The organism is Paremcibacter congregatus (assembly GCF_006385135.1).
GTDB classification, from domain to species: domain Bacteria; phylum Pseudomonadota; class Alphaproteobacteria; order Sphingomonadales; family Emcibacteraceae; genus Paremcibacter; species Paremcibacter congregatus.
The window spans coordinates 2,591,124-2,608,618 of sequence record NZ_CP041025.1 but is presented as its reverse complement, the minus strand read 5'-3'; the positions used below and the strand labels follow the sequence as shown (position 1 = coordinate 2,608,618).

Sequence of the window (17,495 nt, the reverse complement as noted above, 5' to 3'; positions counted from 1 at the left end):
ACAATCGAGTGAAGGTTATTTCACCTTCGCCATTAACGCCTACAGGGGAGTATTGCAGCTTGGAAAACCATACGTATAAAAGTTATAAAGTTTGGGACTTACCTGTCCGGCTTTTTCATTGGATTAACGTGATTTGTGTGATCGGCCTGGGTGTGCTTGGTACGGTCATCCTGTGGAGTAGCGCGTTTGGTCTCAGTACTGACGGTAAAGTACTTTTGAAAACGGTTCATGTGTATTTTGGTTATGTTTTTGTCCTCAATCTGATCATTCGATTGGGCTGGGCATTTGCCGGGAACCGCTTCGCCGGTTGGCGAAATCTATTGCCTTTCGAAAAAGGATACACGCAGAAGCTAAAGGGGCAACTGGCTGCGGAGAAATCTGGACAGCCAAAGCATTACCTGGGGCATACCCCCGCCGGACGGTTGGCGGTCAGTGCGATTATGGTGGCCCTGGTTGCGATGGCGACTTCCGGTATTGTGCTGGCCGGGACCGATATTTATTTTCCGCCATTTGGCGCGATGTTCCAGGAGTGGGTTGCTGCTCCCGGTGTGGACCCGGCGACTGTTGCGGCCTATGTGAAGGATAATGTGGATCAGGCCGCGTTTGCAGAAATGCGGGCCTTTCGAAAGCCTTTCATTCTTGTCCATTACTGGACATTCTTCATTGTTCTGGCGCTGATCGTGGTTCATATCGCGGCGGTAATTTACACTGAAGTTAAATCAGGCAGTACCCTGATATCAGCAATGTTCACGGGCCGCAAAGTCATTCCCGGCGAACCTGAAGATAAAGAATGAAAATTCTGCTGCCGCTTTTTTGTGGAATGAGACTACGGCGCATTCCCTGAATGATACAGGTCGTGGTCAGGAAACCGTTGACGGGATTTGACTTATAAGAACCCACCATTTTCGGCGTAAGCAAGGATGGTTTTGGCGTCCACTGCCTTGCTGAACAAGAATCCCTGTCCCGTATCGCAGCCACATGATTTAACAAGCGTGAGCGCCTTGCGGCTTTCGATTCCTTCGGCGCAGACCTTGAGGTTAAGTTTTTTGCCAAGTGATGTCAGGATTTCAATAATGACGGATGCTTCATGGTTTTTCTCAATATCAAGGACAAATGACTTGTCGACCTTGAGTTCGTTGAAGGGAAGATTATAAAGAGAAATCAGAGAGGAATACCCTGTCCCGAAATCGTCGATGGATAAACTAAATCCTTTCAGACGCAGCCGTGTCGCTACATCCATGGTGGCGGCCGTATCCTGCATGACGGCTGTTTCGGTGATTTCCAGCGTTACTCTGTGAGGAGAGATGCCATGGGTTGCGGCCTGATCGGCCAGTTTATCGGGCAAGCGCAGGTCCGATAAAAGACATCCGTCAAGATTAATGGCGACGGTAATATCCAGTCCATTATCCAGCCACATTTTTTGTGCCGCAAAAGACTGTTCCACCACGGCGGCAGTTAATTCTGGCATTAATCCTTCTGCGGCCACGACGGGTAAAAATTCATCCGGAAAGATCATCTGTCCGGATGTTGTGATCCAGCGCACCAGGGCTTCGACGCCGATCATCTTGTTATCTGCGTTGTTGAGGTCTACTTTCGGCTGAAAAAATGGCTGAATTTCCCGGGACGCCAGGGCTTTTCGAATACCACTGGTAGAAACCCGTTCTTCGGACGTTGTATTAAGGCTCAGAATTTTCTCCAGTTCTTCGACCATAACCGGCTTGGAAAAACTTTCGACGATATTCAGGTTATATTGTTTCCCCAAGGACTGGGCGGCGGCGATGGTGCGTTGATCAGCACCGCTCGCGATATAAATGGCGGCGGAAGATTTTTGTTCCGCCAGATAACGTAACAGTTCAACTCCGTCGTATCCTGGTAAATTCAGGTCGAGGATAATGCTGGTCGGTTGATATCTGGTAACCATCTCAAAGAAATTCTGGCCCTCATTGACGGTCATTGTTTCATAGCCCACTCCCTCTGCAACTTCGGCAATAAAGTCCGCCACATCAACTTCATCATCAACTACCAGCAATTTTGGACGACTGTTTAGTACTATTGGTGTCATTGGTGCGTCTCCAGAAGTGATGTTAAGATATGAGGTAATTCTGTTGCGTTGTATGGCTTGGAAATAAAGCGTGATTTACTGAGAAGCCCTCCTTTGTCCTCAAGCGCCTTTTCAGCATAGCCGGAGGCAAACATGATGGGGATGTCGGGGCGAATATCACGCATTTTCGCCCCCATTTCGGGCCCGAGCATTCCACCGGGCATGACAACGTCTGAAAATACGGCTTCGATCGTGGGATCTTCGGAAAAGATTCGCAGTCCATCGGGTCCCGTTCTTGCCTCGCGGACGATAAAGCCGGATTCCCGCAGTACCGTAACGGCAACTTCCCGCACATCAGGGTCATCTTCCACGACCAGAATGGTTGCCGGGCGAACCGGCATTTCCTGCCACATTTTTGCTTGTTCGGCGATGTAGGCTGCCGCATCAGGGGCCATGGGGACGTATAGTTTAAATGTTGTTCCAAAGCCGAGCTCACTATAAACCGCTAAATGTCCTCCGGATTGTTTCATAAAGCCGAAGACGGTGCTTAGCCCAAGCCCTGTGCCCTGACCACTGGCCTTGGTGGTGAAGAAAGGTTCAAATATTTTATCGACGATGTCAGGGGGGATGCCATTGCCTGTGTCGGAAACCGCGATTTCGTAATATTCACCCGGTGTTACCTCTGTATGATTGCTGGCATAGGATTCATCAAGCCGGACCTGTTTGGTTTCAACGGTGATGCGGCCGCCGTCCGGCATGGCGTCGCGGGCATTGACGCATAGGTTAAGCAGGGCGCTTTCCAATTGGTTCTTGTCTGTTATGCCGATAAAGGGCGTCTCTGAAACGGCGGAAGATACCGTGATGTCCGCCCCGACGGTGCGCCCGAGAAGCTGTTCCAGGTCCCGGACGACTTCGTTGACGTCATGTGGCGTTGTTTCAAGAACCTGCTGGCGGGAGAAGGTGAGGAGGCGTCTTGTCAACTCTGCGCCGCTTTTGGCAGCCTTCATGATCTTACCGACCCGGTCTTGTGCTTTTTCATTTTCAACGAGAGACCGTTCCAGCAATTGGAGATTTCCGATAATGACCGTCAATAAATTGTTGAAATCATGTGCGACCCCACCAGTGAGCCGCCCAACAGCTTCCATCTTGGCGGCATGACGGAGTTTATGTTCCAGGTCCATGCGTTCTGAAATGTCGCGGATGACGTAGATCATGCCTCTTTTGTCTTGTGACCCAAATTGACCCACGGACAGGCTGGCGGTGAAATGTTCGCCGGTTTTCTTCAGGCCGGTGACATCACGGGCGCCTCTGCTTAGCAGGCAGGAATCCTGCGGGATGGTATGGACGTTTCCCCCCAAATCTGTTTGGTTTTCCCGCAACAGGCCGGTGATGTCGCGGTTAAGCATTTCTTTTTCCTGGAAGCCGAATAAAATTTCAGCCGCCTGATTAAAGGTCAAGATGAGACCGTCCCCATCAGTGGCAATAATGGCGTCAGCCGCACTATTGAGGATAGCCTGAAGGTAGGCCTGTTTTTCTTCTATTGTTTCTCTGGCTTTGTGGGTTTCCGTAACATCAATGAATTGTGCAACGGCATGACGGGGTTTGCCATGTTGGTCCAGGATCAGCGATATATTCTCCCGCACAAATATTTCTTCCCGCTCAGACGGATACATGCGTTTTTTTACTTCGTAATTTGAAATGCGGCCTTTAGCCAGAGATGTGAATTGCGGGGCTTCATCTTGCCAGTCGTCATTATGTGTCAGGTCCTTGATCGTGAGATGGCTCAAGGAGGTTTCATCATAGCCCAGCATCCGGCAAAAGGCTGTGTTGACCAGTTTAAAGCTGCTGTCAAAATTTAACAGCGCAATGCCGTGTCCGGCTTTTAAAAAGGCTTCGCGGAACTGGTGTTGGCTTTCGCGCATAAGGAGTTCAGCTTCATTACGCCGGATTTTTTCCGCGAGCAGGCTTTCATTTGTCGCCATCAGCGCGGACGTACGTTTTCTGACCTGTTCTTCAAGTTCTTCATTGATATGTTCCAGGCGTTCTTCCGCCTTTTTGAGCGCCACCTGATTGGCGAGGCGGGCAAAGAGAATTTGAAATTCAATGGGTTTGTGGATGTAATCATTTGCGCCAGCCTGAAGCGACTGGACAATGGACTGTGTGTCGTTTTTTGCGGTGACCATGATGACAGGCATTTGGTTGGGGTGCCGGGTTTGCCGGATATACTGCAGCGTTTCCATGCCATCCATGCCGGGCATCATATAATCAAGCAACACCGCATCATAGGCGGCTTGATCAAGTTTTTCGATGGCTTCTGGCCCACTCGCCACATAGTCCGCCGTATATCCGCGTCGTTTCAGGCGTTTGACGAGAAGGTCAGTGTTGTCAGGGTTGTCATCAACTACAAGGATATGACCTGTCTGCGCGTCCATATTTTTGATCCTAACGGCCCAGATGTTGACTGATTTTTTCAAGCAGCCGGGCAAAGTTAATGGGTTTTGTCTCGAAATCGTTGCAGCCGGCGGCGAAGGCCGATTTACGGTCTTCCTCCATGGCGTTTGCGGTGAGCATTATGATGGGAATATGCCGTGTGGAGGTTTGGCTTTTGAGATGGCGGGTGGTTGCAAGGCCGTCGAGTTGCGGGAGACCAACATCCATCAGGATCAGGTCCGGCGCCAGTTTTGAGGTTACGGTCAATGCATCATACCCGTCAACGGCGACCGCCACGTCAAAACCTTTACGGCTTAGCCGGCGTTGTAACATGTCTCGGTTCATCTCGTTATCTTCCACAAGCAGGATCTGTGGGGCCATCTGGCTCTCCTAATCTAGAATTTCATTGCGGAAAAAACCTGTTGCAACAAAGAGCGGAGGACTTGTGGCAAGTTCTCTGCGCCTTTCTCAATAATGAGTTGGGTTTGCTGAGACAGATATGTTTTTTCTTCCTGAGAAAAATCTTTGGCTGTGATCACGATGACGGGAACCTCCATATTGGTTTTGTGGGATTTGAATTCATGCAGGAATTCAAATCCATCCATTTCCGGCATCATCAGATCCAGTAAAATCAAGTCCGGGCTGCCAAATTCATTAATGCGGTCGAGCGCTTCCAGGCCATTCCCGGCGATGACTGTATCTGCGCCATATTCTTGTGAGTAACGCACAGCAAGTTCGCAGGCATCCTCATCATCATCGACAATGAGAATATAGCTTTTTTCCGGCATATTGAGATATCGGCGTAGTGAGCGAATAAGTTGCTCCCGTTCAATTGGTTTGGTCAGGTAATCGACCGCACCCAGGCTCAGACCCCTTTGCTTGTCATCAACGATTGTACACATGATGACAGGAATATCTTTTGTTTGGGCATCTTCTTTCAGGGCTGACATTACCTCCCAACCTGACAGTTCTGGCAAGATTACATCAAGGATAATGGCATCTGGTCGCAGTTTTTTTGCAAGCTTCATCCCCTCAACCGCATCGGATGCTGTTGTGACAAGAAAGCCTTCGCGGGTTAAATATCGTGTCAGGAGGTCGCGGGACGACATGTCGTCATCAATCACGAGAATGCATTGCTCTTTCCCCTTCTGACTCGGCAGGGACAGGGGGAGATGGACGGCTTCTCTAGGGTCTTTTTCAAGAGATGTCGGCAAGATTACGGTGAAGCATGTGCCTTGATTGATTTCGCTGGTGACATCAATTGAACCACCCATTAACTCAACAAATTTCTTGCTAATGGCCAGGCCGAGGCCGGTTCCGCCATAGGTGCGGTTGATAGAACTGTTTACCTGGACAAATTCATCAAATAAGGTGGCGAGACTTTCGGGAGGGATGCCAATTCCGGTGTCACTTACCTTGACCATGAGTTTGTCTTCTCCCTGATCGTGTACTTTATCGATTTCCAGTTTTATTGTACCGTTCTTGCAGAATTTGGAGGCATTGCTCAGTAAATTGAGGATAACCTGTCTGACTTTGAGAGAGTCGGTCGTGATGACGCCAGCCTGGGCGTCGGGATATTCAACAAGAAGTTTATTATTATTTTTGTGGGCCAGTCCACCGGCGGTTTCCACGACTTCGAGGATCAAGGCATCAAAATTAAAGTCTGAAACATCAAGCATCATTTTGCCCGCCTCGATTTTCGAAATATCAAGGATATCATTGACCAACGCCAACAGATGTTTCCCGGCCTTGAAGATACGTTTGATATCGGGGCCCATGTCTGTATCGGCTTCATCCTCAATATCTTCAATCAACATTTCACTATAGCCGATAATGGCATTCAAGGGCGTACGCAGTTCATGGGACATGCTGGCAAGGAAAGACGATTTGGCCTGGTTTGCAAGTTCTGTCGTTTCTACCGCCTGATTGAGGTCATTCTGCATTTTTTTAAGTTCGGATATATCAGACGAGATGCAGGCGATTGCGTAAACAGTTCCTTTTTCATCAATCAGGGGGAAATGGGTGCTGAGCAAGACCAATTCGCCGTCCTGTGTCGTGAGGGTGCTTTCCGACCTGATTGGCGCCTCACTGGTCAGAACTTGTTGAAATTTGTCATTTTCCTTCTTTGCATAATCGGCCTGAAAAATGTCTTCTGTTTTTTGTCCCAGAATATCTGCAGTTGGTTTTCCGATAAACCGGGAGAAAGTCTGGTTGATGAAGCTGTAGGATTGATCGGTATTTTGAACCGCGACAGAGACGTCGGCGTGAGTAATCATTTCACGCAAGACTGCGCCGGCCTGCTTTGCGATGCGTCGTTCGGTGAGATAACCGCTCCATCCCCAGCAAACAAGAGCCAGAATAAAGCCAATTCCAGAGAGTGCGAAGGCCTGTTGTGTGTCGTTCCAGAACCCTTGGGATTCCAAGGATTGCATATTTACAATTTTCCAGATGCCAGTGTCCTGGGCGATTTTGATTTCTTCTGTATTGGCCTCCAGAAGATGTCCGAGAGTGATGCTCTGGAAGGTGAAAAGATTATTTTTCCCGACAAAATGTCCCTCTGTCCGGGCGGCGATTTTTGTCCAGGCATCAGGGTGTTCAAGCCCAAACCGGTGGCCACCGTCAAACATGAAAGACCACAGTTTTTTAGGCTCTGCGCCGGCCAGCCAGTAGCCGGATTTATTAAGCAGATAGGAATTGTACTGGGTCTGGTCCGTGGGGTGAAAGGGTTCAAGAAGAATACGGCCGTAGATATTGATGACCATTATGCCTGATGTCTCACCCCGGGCATTGACGAGAGGGGTAGCGATACGTAATACGGGGTTCCACGGTTCTTCGATCTTACCCAATTCCATATTGAGATCAAGCGGTGAGATATACAGTCCGTGTTCAGACAATGACATGGTTTCCGTAAAATAATACCGGGAACTCTTATCCTGTAGTCTCGACTGGTCATAAATGACCGGCCCGGTCGAGGTGCTGTCAACCCGGATTGTTTCTTGGCCCTTTGCATCAATGATTCGTATCTGGGCGATGTATTTTTTTTGTTTTGCAGCTTGAAGAAAAGTTTGTTCAATGGCCTGTTGATCACCGTCATTATCGTGATCCGAATAACGCTTGACCATTGGCAATTGAGCAAAAAACAAGAGATCATCTGTAATTGTCTGGAGAGTGGCCTGAACCTGACCGGCTTGGGTGAGGGTTAACGCCTCCAGGGAAACGGTCAGGCGATTTTCCTGACGTTGGGCCTGGTCATCAGCGACCAGGGTCAGGATAATGAATGCAAGAAGGTAACTAACCGGGAACAGCAAGAGAAAAATTTTCCACCGGCTCTTACCCTGTTCGGTCAGTTGCCTCACGTCATATTTCTTTGTTGTATTATTTTTTAACAGCACGGGAATTACTCTCTAAGGTTTAAATATCTGAAATTATTCTATTTTTCGTAAATATCAAATGAGAAAATTGTCCTGTTTCTTAAAGTACATAACCCTACTTTCCTGAGATCTTTGTTTAAAACAGTAAAACCACATGAAGAAAACCAACATTTTAAGAACTTCTTAAGTAAACTATCAATTAGATATTAATAATATGTATATAAAGTATTATTAGCAAGCGTCATATTCACCAAAAAGTTGTTGGTGGTTTTGTTGTAGGGAAACACTAAGGGGAGAGCTCTGCTTTTCGCCCTCATAAGTTCTTTTTTCCTTTGATGGCTGTACATAAGTCCCCGGGCCGGACCTGACCTGGGCGGGAAAATTGCTGTGATCTTCCTGCGTTATATAATCATCTCGCAGATTTAAATCTTCTCCGTTTTATCTTTATCCGTTGTTTCAGGCCGCCCTTGAGAGAGGCGCTTTATGATAAGCATGGCGTCAGATCCGATAATCACAGTGTTTATGGGGTAAGCGGGGGCTATTATTATGCTGGTTTGAACTACTTCTTCTAATGGAGCGGCGTCTTTTTTACATTGAATAGCGCAACTCCCCGGGCCATCAGAATTTTTCCCTTCGAAGCCGCAACGCATTTCCGACAACAGACAAGGACGAGAGGCTCATGGCGGCGGCAGCAATGATCGGGGAAAGCAAAATGCCGAAGACGGGGTAAAGCACACCGGCCGCGACGGGCACACCAAGTGTATTGTAGACAAACGCTAGGAAAAGATTTTGCTTGATGTTTCTCATGGTTGCTTCCGATAGGCGTCGCGCCCGGACGATCCCCATCAAGTCGCCTTTGACCAATGTGATTCCGGCACTTTCCAAAGCGACATCCGCGCCGGTGCCCATTGCGACGCCGACTTCGGCGAGGGCCAGCGCTGGCGCATCGTTGACACCGTCACCGGCCATGGCAACCTTTGCGCCTGTTTTTTGCAATTCTTTGACAATATCGGCTTTGCCGTCGGGCAGGACGTCGGCGCGCACGTCATCGATATTCAGACGGCTGGCCACGGCTTTTGCGGTGGCTTCGTTGTCACCGGTTACCATGATGATCCGCAGGCCTTCTTTATGCAGGGCGTCGAGGGCCTGATTGGTGGTGTCCTTGATGGGATCTTCTACGGCGATCAGGCCGGCGAGTGTCTGATCAAGGGCTATGTACATTACGGTTTTGCCCTCAAGTTGCATGGCCTTGGCCTGCTGTGAGATGTCTTTTGTATTAAGATCCAATGTCGCCATCATGACGCTGTTGCCCAAGGCGACGGATTTGCCGTCTATTGTGGCCTGAACCCCTTTGCCGGTGACTGCGTTGAAATTCTCTGCAGAGAGAAGAGATATATTTCGGGATTTGGCGCCGTTGACTATGGCGGCTGCCAGGGGGTGTTCGCTGCCTCTTTCCAGGCTGGCGGCATAGGTCAGAATATCATTTTCCGTAAAGTCCTGCATTGGAATGATATCGGTTACGATGGGTTTTCCTACGGTCAGGGTGCCTGTTTTATCAACAATAAGGGTGTCTACCTTGGCAAAGACTTCCAGGGCCTCGGCATTTTTAATCAGGATGCCAGACTGCGCGCCGCGTCCTGTTCCGACCATGATTGACATGGGGGTGGCGAGACCGACAGCACAGGGGCAGGCGATAATCAGAACAGAAACGGCGGCGATCAATCCATAACTCAGAGAAGGTTGCGGACCAAAATAATACCAGACGGTAAAGGCCAGGGCAGAAATGAAAAGAACCGCAGGTACAAACCAGCCGGCGATGAGGTCGGCGTATTTCTGGATCGGGGCGCGGCTTCTCTGGGCTTCGGCGACCATGGCGACGATCTGGGACAGCATGGTTTCAGATCCGACCCGTTCGGCGCGCATGACAAAACTACCGGTGCCGTTCAGCGTTGCGCCGGTGACCTTGTCGTCGGCATTTTTTTCAACCGGAACGGCTTCACCGGTGAGCATGGATTCATCAATGGAGGAATGGCCTTCCAGTATAACACCATCCACCGGTACTTTTTCGCCGGGACGGACGCGAACGGTATCGCCCTTCGCAAGCTGGTCCAAAAGAATTTCTTCTTCTGAACCATCTTCGTTGAGCCGCAACGCCACCTTGGGGGCAAGGTCAAGCAGAGCCCGAATGGCGCCGCCTGTTTTTTCCCGGGCCCGCAGTTCCAGAACCTGGCCGAGAAGAACCAGGACGATGATCACCGCCGCAGCCTCGAAATAAACCGGCACCAGACCGCTTTCTGTTTTAATGGCATCCGGAAAGATGTCCGGGGCAAAGAAAGCAAACAGGCTGTAGAGGTAGGCAATACCGGTGCCGATGCTGATCAGGGTCCACATATTGGGGTTTATGGTCTTGATGGATTTCCAGCCGCGCCCAAAAACCGGGGCCGCAACCCATACCATGACCGGCGTGGCGAGCAGAAACTGCAGCATGACGGAGAGGTGATCATCAATAAGCGTTTTAAAGTTTGCGCTGATGTGCCCGCCCATTTCCAGAATGAAAATCGGCAGGGATAAGGCAAGCCCGATCCAGAAGCGTCGGGTGAAGTCAACCAGTTCCGGATTGGGGCCTTCGTCTCCTGTCGGGATCCCCATAGGTTCCAGCGCCATGCCGCATTTCGGGCAATCGCCGGGCTCGTCTCTGATGATTTCAGGGTGCATCGGACAGGTATATTGGGTGCCGGCGGGCATCTCTTCCGCCGGAGGTCTTTCGTTGAGGTAATCGGTCGGGTCATTCGTGAATTTCTCTTCACACCGGGCGGAACAGAAGTAATATTCTTGATGGTCGTGGGTGGTCATATGACGCGCGGTGGAGATGGTCACATCCATGCCGCAAACCGGATCTTTCACCGTTTGAGGAGAGGAATGTGATTCTTTCGGGGAATGGGTCTCACACATGTTTTCTGGTCCTTAAATTCGCTTTTGCGGATTGTTATTCTAACATGAAAATATCACTGTTTTCCCTCGTTAAAATGAAGGAAAGAGCAGGAACAAGCAGGCCTTAGTCTTCTGTATGTTCATACAGATGATTAATGATGCTGCATTCGCTGAGGGGCTGTTCATCATCGGGACAGATGGTTGCCAGAACCTTCAGGTTCTTTTTCATCTGTTGCAATGTCGTGATTTTGGCCTCTATTTCTGTAATTTTGTGACGGGCTTTTTGATTGACGGTCGCGCAATTTGTATCCGGGTCGTCGGTGAGCGCAAAAAGCTCACGCACTTCATTCAAGGTAAAGCCAAGTTTTTTGGCTTCCTTAATGAACCGGAGACGATTGACGGTTTCCCGTTGATAAACGCGGTAGCCTGACGTTCGCCGGTGGGGCGTTGGCAAATAGCCGCTGCGTTCATAATAGCGGATGGTTTCCGGGCTTGTTCCGGTCTCGGAGGCAAGTTGTCCGATTGTCATGTCCATTACCATATTCTCCATTCCCCTGTGCCCCGTTATGGTGACTTGGGATATTGTCTGTTTATGATTCGGTCACATGTTACACCTTGTAGTTAACTGTAAGGTCAAATGGTTTTTTGTTTTTGTCAAATACCAAAATCATCAAACGCTATTTTACTCTCGTCAATGCCAAGTTGTTTCAGCATAATCCGGGTGGCTTTCAACATGGCGGGTGGGCCGCACAGGTAGAATTCCACTTTGGTCAGATCAGGATGATCAGCCAGGTAGTTTTCCATGGTAATTTCGTGAATATACCCCGACAAGCCTTGCCAGTTGTCCTGCGGGACAGGATCTGACAAGCCGATTTGGAAAGTCATGTTGGCATGTTGTTGTTCCAACTGGGCGAACTCTTCCTGATAAAAAATATCGGTGGTGTTTCTGACGCCATACCAGAAGCTGATTTTGCGTTTTGTGCGTTTATGTAATAACTGGTCACGAATGATGGCCCGAAGCGGGGCCATGCCGGCGCCGCCACCAATGAATATCATTTCGTTGTCGCTGTCCTGGGCTTTGAAATGGCCAAAGGGGCCGGACAAGGTCACGCTGTCTCCAGCCTGCAGGTCACACATATAGTGAGAACCAACGCCCGCGGGGAGTTCAGACTGATCGGTCGGCGCCGGTATGCGTCGAATATTGAAAACGATTTCTTCAGCGTCTTGAGGAGGAGTGGCCAATGAGTAGGCCCGTTTCAGGGGCGCAGCATCGGTTCCGGGAATATCGACCAGCATGTAACTTCCCGGATCATAAGAAAAGGCTTCTGAAGTACGGAGTTTCATTTTGATTTCATGAATGGTTGGGGTGAGTTTACGGTTTGCGGTTACTTCGGCTGTGAAGGGCGTTTTTGTGAGAACGTCTTCTGGCAGGCAAATGGCGGTGTCTTTTGCAAGCCGATGTTGACAGGAGAGACGGTAGCCTTGATCAAGTTCATGTTGGGTGAAATGGTGCCGGTCTGCTTCGACCGCTACGGGGGGCAGATCTGCGTATTGAACCCGACACAGACCGCAAGTGCCCCCACCGCCGCAATGAGAAGGCAATATTATTTCAGCCTTTGCAAGGGTGTCATAAATTGTCCCGCCGTAGGGGGACGTGATTTGATTGTCCAGACCACCGGCGCTGTCAAGAACCGTAAGGGTGCGAGTGGTTCCCGGTGCGGTAATTTTACGGAATGCGGCTTTGAATTCCGCCTTTGTAAAGGACTGAAAAATAAGGATCATGCCACTGAGCGCCAGCCAGAGGGTCGCGAATCCTGTAAAAATGATCCACGGGCTGTTAAAATGATTATTTCCGGGATAATCCATGAAGTGAAGCATCAAGGCGACATTGAACAGGCGTGTGGCGGCGTTCACACGGCCTGTTATCTGGCCGGTTTCGCGTGAGATATAAAGGGCGGTTCCGCGGCCGTCATCGAAATCAATCTTCCACGCCGGGCCAGACAGCCGTGGCGTATCAGAGGTTGGCATATTAACCGGAACGGCGGAAAGCAGGGCGCCGGGGCCAGCATAATCTGAGGCTGCGATGGTTTGACTCAATTCTGCAGTGATGGTCAGGGGTGTTGCCGAACGGGCATCATAGAGCCGGGCACCTTCCTGCCGGGTGATTTCATAAACCAGCTGGTCTTGCAAACGCCACAGGGCGACCTTCATGACGCCATTCTGTGGCGGGAGATCTGAGAGTGTTTTGACAGATTGATCACTTCCAAGCGAGGCGAGAGACGCATGGCGGGACATATCGTGACCTTGGACCATATCGTGATCGAGGATCGACATGGTCAGCCCGCTGACAGCCCAGATGGTGACTTGCAAGCCAATGAACAAACCGAGCCATTTATGCAATGCGCGAAAGAAACGGCCACCGGAATTAGCTGATGCCGATTGTCCTTTGGTGCGGCGGAAGCTATAGAATAACAGCCATATGCCGGTTAGTGTTGACAGGGTAATGATGGTGGCGGAAATCCGCAGAAGCCAGTTATTGACATCTGATCTGGTTTCATAATCCATGATATGTAACATCCAGAGGAAATCAAAGGCGCGCCAGAAATCATGTCTTTTTGTGATGAGCTCGCCTGTGGCGGGAGAAATATACAAACTGGGAGACCAGAGGTCATCGAAATTGGCCCGCCATAAAGGCAACGGTCTGGTTTGGACTTCGGAAGGGGGATTATCGCTTAACAATTCAAGTGAGGCGAGGGCGCCGTTGCCAGTGTATAGATTTTCTGCCAGAAGTTTGACTTGTGATCGCGCCAGGGGAGACAGGCTTATGCCATTTCGGGCGTTGATCATCTGTATGCCGTTCGGGGTATGGACTTTATACACCGGCGTTTCAAACAGGTTTCCTGTTTCGATTCTTGTTGCTTCGGGATATGCCGACATGACCTGGTTCACGGGGTATGTATAGGTGGTGAGGTGTAAAGGGGGCGGAGCCTTTTCTTGTACCAGATGGTCGCCGTGGATGTAGTCAATCGACATGGTTACCATATAAAAGCCGCTTATAGCCCACAGGCACATTTGCACGCCGATAACCAAAAAGAGCCACTTATGCCATTTTCGGGATAAAAAGGATGCTTTCATTTGCCTTGTCCTCACACTAAATATTTTGAAATTGTTTATTTGTTTTTTTGATTGTGACCGGGCTGCAGCATATGCCACAGCCCGGTTAATAGCTATTTCATTCGGAGCTTACTGCATCCGGTATGTCAGACGAATATAACCGCGCCGTCCAGCCAGGTCGTAGGTCATGGTGTCTGTATTTCCGTCTGTCCAGCTTGCGACCCGGGGGGCTTTTTTGTCCCAAAGATTGTCGATGCCGGCGGACAGGACAAGGTTCTCCATAATGTTATAGGTGCCCTGTACGTTATGATACATGACAGCCCCCATATGGGACCCGATGCCATCTGTGGCGAAGAAGTCATCCCCGGCGCCAATATATTGCACCGAATAGGTTGCCGACCAGTTTTCAGCGGATGTGTTGAAGCTGGTGTTGGCCCGCCACTTGGGGTATCCCCCAAATCCGGCCCCAATAAATCCGTTCAGGACCATTGGCACATCCCCTTCGAATGCTGTTCTTTCAAACGTATCAAGGTAGCTGACCTGGAAATCAAGCGTGTGGTTTAATTCCATGGCGTTGAAATTATAAACCACCCCGACATCAATCCCTTTGAGGCGTTCTGAGCCCGCATTGGTTTTCTGCGCGGAAAGATAATTCACCTCGCCGGTGACGGCGTTGCGGGTATGATGAACAGGGGTGCAGAAATCATGGGTCAGATTGTCGGACTCATAACATTGCGCCAGCTTGACAGACCCGGAAGGTTCGGTGATGGCGTCTGTTATCTTGACATCGAAATAATCCACCGTCACGGACAGGCCTTCGGCAAAGCCAGGTTGCCATACAGCCCCGAAAGTCAGGGAACGGGCATCTTCCGGTTCCAGGTTCGGATTGCCGCCTCTGTCAGTCAGGATGGTGTTGCCAAGTTGTGTGTATCCAACGGGTACACCCGCGGCCTGGCAGTTCTTATAGATGTTGCTGCCGGCATCAAGGCTGCTCCAGCCGCTGCAGGGATCAGTGGTTGTCAGATTGCCTTCCGAGACCCCACCAAACAATTCGGGAACGTTGGGAACGCGGAAGGCTGTGGAGTAGGTGCCCCGTAGTTTGAAGCCTTCGACCACCTGCCAGTTTACCCCGATCTTGTAGTTGGTGTCCGAAGAGAAGGTATCATAGTCGGAAAACCGAAGGGCCAGGTTCAGGTCGAGATTTTTTGCGAAAGCAACCTCTGCCAGTACCGGGATACTTAATTCGGCATAGGCTTCCTTGGCTTTTGTTTTGCCGGAAATAGGGTCTTCTGCGTTGCTGTTGGCGATGCCGAGCACTTTCAGGGAATCCGGTTGACGCCAGCCTTTATCTTCCCGATATTCGACCCCAGCGGCAAATCCCACTTTCCCGGCGGGAAGTTCAAAAACATCACCTGAAATATTGGCCGTCAGGCTTAACTGTTCATTTCCACCGGTGTCTGTCATGTCAAAGGGCAGGTAGTCCAGAACGGCCTGACTGACATTTCCAACCCCGAGATAATCACCGCACGGGATGCCATTTGTACCACAAACATTGGGATCTATGGTTTCATTGAACCGTTCCAGATTGACTACATTTGTAATTGTATCCATTCCGGTGTTGCGTCCCCAGTTCAGGGCCACATCCCATGACCAGGAATCAGAAAGGCTTCCTTCAACACCGGCAACAATCCGGAAGGTATTGACTTCCTGCAGGAAGACACGTTCGCCAAGTTCCACCAAACGGCGGCTTTCTACGAGAAGGTCTTCGCCTGTCGGGTTCGTCGGATGGTCTGCGGCCAGCGTGAACTGGGTAACCGCATTTGGGGAAGCAGGTTGCGTTGAACGGCGGTTCGTATACATCATTTCACCGAACAAACGGACATCATCGGTTAAATTATAATGTCCGAAACTGCTGAAAGACAGACGTTTGATAGGATTAACAGCATTGAAATTCACATTGTAATTATAGCCATGAATCGATCTGTCATACGGCGCCCAGCTCTTGCCACCCGGTTCATTATTGAAGTTGATCCGGACGAGGTCACCCACGCCGTCAATATAAACGGCCCGGCCGCCGGCAGTGCTGGAGCTTCCGTTACACTGGGTCTCGCTGTCTGAGGCCAGCGGGCAAGGCACCCTGTCGGCCAAGGGGGATGGTTTATTATCCTGATAACTTAAACTGGCCACGAGGCTGCCTTGGTCACTGGAGGTGCCCCAAGTCAGGTCCATCAGATATTCTTCTCCGTCTCCTTTGCCGGTCATGCCAAATTTGGCGCTGGCTTCAAGGCCGTTGAAATCGGTGTCGGTAATGATATTTACCACCCCGGCAACCGCATCTGCGCCGTAAATGGCCGACGCGCCGTCCTTGAGAACCTCAACCTGTTTGACGATAGCCATAGGGATCATTGAGAGGTCGACAGAGCTGTTGGCGCCGGTGCCGCCGTTAACCAGCCGTCGGCCATTTAACAGGACCAGAGTGCGGTTGACGCCGAGTCCGCGTAGATTGACCTGCGGAGTTCCCCATCCGTTGCTGACCCAGTAGGCGGCAGTCTGATTACCGCCAAAACCTGCGGATGAGGGCAGACGTTGCAAGAGTGTTTCCATACTGGTAATGCCAGTATTGCGGATCATTTGCTGTGTCACTACGCTGACGGGACCGACACTTGTCAGGTCTTTCCGTTTGATCCGTGATCCGGTAACGACCACTTCTTCAAATGTATCTGACGGGGCTGCGTCATTTTCATCTGCGGCAAAGGTGTAAGCAGGGGTGTTGATCAGGGCATAGCTGCTGATTGAAGTTGCGAGTAACAGGACCTTTTTTAGATTATGTGTCATGTTGGATTCCTCCTCATATGAGTAATTTCGAGATTTAAACCAGAAAGCCGTTCCGGCGACATTGGCCACAGAAAGGTGAGGTACGCCATATAGCAGTGGCGAGGTTCAAAAGCTTTGGAAAAAATTGGAAGTTGTTCTGCCGCCACGTAAAACCAAGCGACGGCTGTTCGGAATTATCAAATTCTCAAACGGGAGGTTTGTAGGTAAATGATCCGGGATTTTAAAATATATGACGGGTAGAACAGACGGGGCTCATTGACCCGCCGCACATCCGGGTAGACTGTGACAGGACTTGTTTCCGTCTCGGTCAAGGCCCAGTCGACCATGACTTTGTTGCCGACCGCATTGACCAGAACATCAGTTGCTTCGCACGGCATCATGGCCGAGAAATTACAACATTCTGTGTCCGGATTACGGAAAGGGCTTGATGTTTGCAGGTTCATTATCTCACAGGAATGATCCGCGCCTGACGCATTCATTGACGGCATCTCTGACATTGACATATTATTCATGGTCGGGCAGGCACCAGCTATGCTGGTGAACGCCAGAGAGCAAGCGATGAATGCTCCAAGTATTCCTCTGAATAATTTCTGTGACATGTGAGATTCCTAAAACCGTCAGTGTCTGTGAATGTCGATACTGTATGTGAATAAAAATGTAATTGTCAAATAATTATTTTAACAACAAAATATTCTGAAAAAGATGAAAATACCAATAAGGTGACATATGTTGGAATAATTAGCCAAATATTATATTTTTTGTAACATATATGA

Annotated in this window: 10 protein-coding genes; 1 reads left to right on the top strand and 9 read right to left on the bottom strand. The window is 49.9% G+C overall.

The window, feature by feature from the left end; genetic code table 11:
- Positions 1 to 59 precede the first annotated feature (59 nt).
- Entirely contained in the window at positions 60 to 794 is a 735-nt protein-coding gene (locus tag FIV45_RS11675; protein WP_099472067.1) for a cytochrome b/b6 domain-containing protein, read from the top strand.
- Positions 795 to 886: 92 nt separating this feature from the next.
- Here the strand turns inward: FIV45_RS11675 and FIV45_RS11670 are convergent, their stop codons facing one another.
- From FIV45_RS11670 to FIV45_RS11630, 9 genes are all read right to left on the bottom strand, one after another.
- Complete coding sequence (locus FIV45_RS11670) at positions 887 to 2,062, bottom strand: EAL domain-containing response regulator (protein ID WP_099472068.1); 1,176 nt, start codon at positions 2,060 to 2,062, stop codon at positions 887 to 889.
- Positions 2,059 to 4,473 carry a response regulator gene (locus tag FIV45_RS11665; protein WP_099472069.1) on the bottom strand — a complete coding sequence of 805 codons (2,415 nt, stop codon included), beginning with the start codon at positions 4,471 to 4,473 and terminating at the stop codon, positions 2,059 to 2,061. The genes FIV45_RS11670 and FIV45_RS11665 overlap by 4 nt, the downstream gene beginning before the upstream one ends.
- Positions 4,474 to 4,483: 10 nt before the next feature.
- Complete coding sequence (locus FIV45_RS11660; protein ID WP_099472070.1) at positions 4,484 to 4,852, bottom strand: response regulator; 369 nt, start codon at positions 4,850 to 4,852, stop codon at positions 4,484 to 4,486.
- A 14-nt stretch (positions 4,853 to 4,866) separates the two neighbouring features.
- The gene (locus FIV45_RS11655) at positions 4,867 to 7,863 is read right to left on the bottom strand and encodes a response regulator (RefSeq protein WP_099472071.1); all 2,997 of its coding nucleotides are present in this window, start codon (positions 7,861 to 7,863) and stop codon (positions 4,867 to 4,869) included.
- Between the two features lie 597 nt (positions 7,864 to 8,460).
- Positions 8,461 to 10,794: a heavy metal translocating P-type ATPase gene (locus tag FIV45_RS11650; RefSeq protein WP_099472072.1), complete on the bottom strand. Its 2,334-nt coding sequence runs from the start codon at positions 10,792 to 10,794 to the stop codon at positions 8,461 to 8,463.
- A 103-nt stretch (positions 10,795 to 10,897) separates the two neighbouring features.
- Positions 10,898 to 11,308: a heavy metal-responsive transcriptional regulator gene (locus FIV45_RS11645; protein WP_204602121.1), complete on the bottom strand. Its 411-nt coding sequence runs from the start codon at positions 11,306 to 11,308 to the stop codon at positions 10,898 to 10,900.
- A 119-nt stretch (positions 11,309 to 11,427) separates the two neighbouring features.
- Entirely contained in the window at positions 11,428 to 13,908 is a 2,481-nt protein-coding gene (locus FIV45_RS11640; protein WP_099472073.1) for a PepSY domain-containing protein, read from the bottom strand.
- A gap of 108 nt (positions 13,909 to 14,016) precedes the next feature.
- A complete protein-coding gene (locus tag FIV45_RS11635; RefSeq protein ID WP_099472074.1) occupies positions 14,017 to 16,722 on the bottom strand; it encodes a TonB-dependent receptor in 2,706 nt (901 codons plus the stop codon).
- A gap of 176 nt (positions 16,723 to 16,898) precedes the next feature.
- On the bottom strand, positions 16,899 to 17,321 hold the full coding sequence (locus FIV45_RS11630; protein WP_133118546.1) for a hypothetical protein: 423 nt from the start codon (positions 17,319 to 17,321) through the stop codon (positions 16,899 to 16,901).
- Positions 17,322 to 17,495 lie beyond the last annotated feature (174 nt).

Bases quoted from the DNA above. Each gene is read 5' to 3' on its own strand.
- FIV45_RS11665 (WP_099472069.1), bottom strand. From the start codon at position 4,473: ATGGACGCGCAGACAGGTCATATCCTTGTAGTTGATGACAACCCTGAC.
- FIV45_RS11630 (WP_133118546.1), bottom strand. From the start codon at position 17,321: ATGTCACAGAAATTATTCAGAGGAATACTTGGAGCATTCATCGCTTGC.
- FIV45_RS11670 (WP_099472068.1), bottom strand. From the start codon at position 2,062: ATGACACCAATAGTACTAAACAGTCGTCCAAAATTGCTGGTAGTTGAT.
- FIV45_RS11650 (WP_099472072.1), bottom strand. From the start codon at position 10,794: ATGTGTGAGACCCATTCCCCGAAAGAATCACATTCCTCTCCTCAAACG.
- FIV45_RS11660 (WP_099472070.1), bottom strand. From the start codon at position 4,852: ATGGCCCCACAGATCCTGCTTGTGGAAGATAACGAGATGAACCGAGAC.
- FIV45_RS11635 (WP_099472074.1), bottom strand. From the start codon at position 16,722: ATGACACATAATCTAAAAAAGGTCCTGTTACTCGCAACTTCAATCAGC.
- FIV45_RS11640 (WP_099472073.1), bottom strand. From the start codon at position 13,908: ATGAAAGCATCCTTTTTATCCCGAAAATGGCATAAGTGGCTCTTTTTG.
- FIV45_RS11645 (WP_204602121.1), bottom strand. From the start codon at position 11,308: ATGGACATGACAATCGGACAACTTGCCTCCGAGACCGGAACAAGCCCG.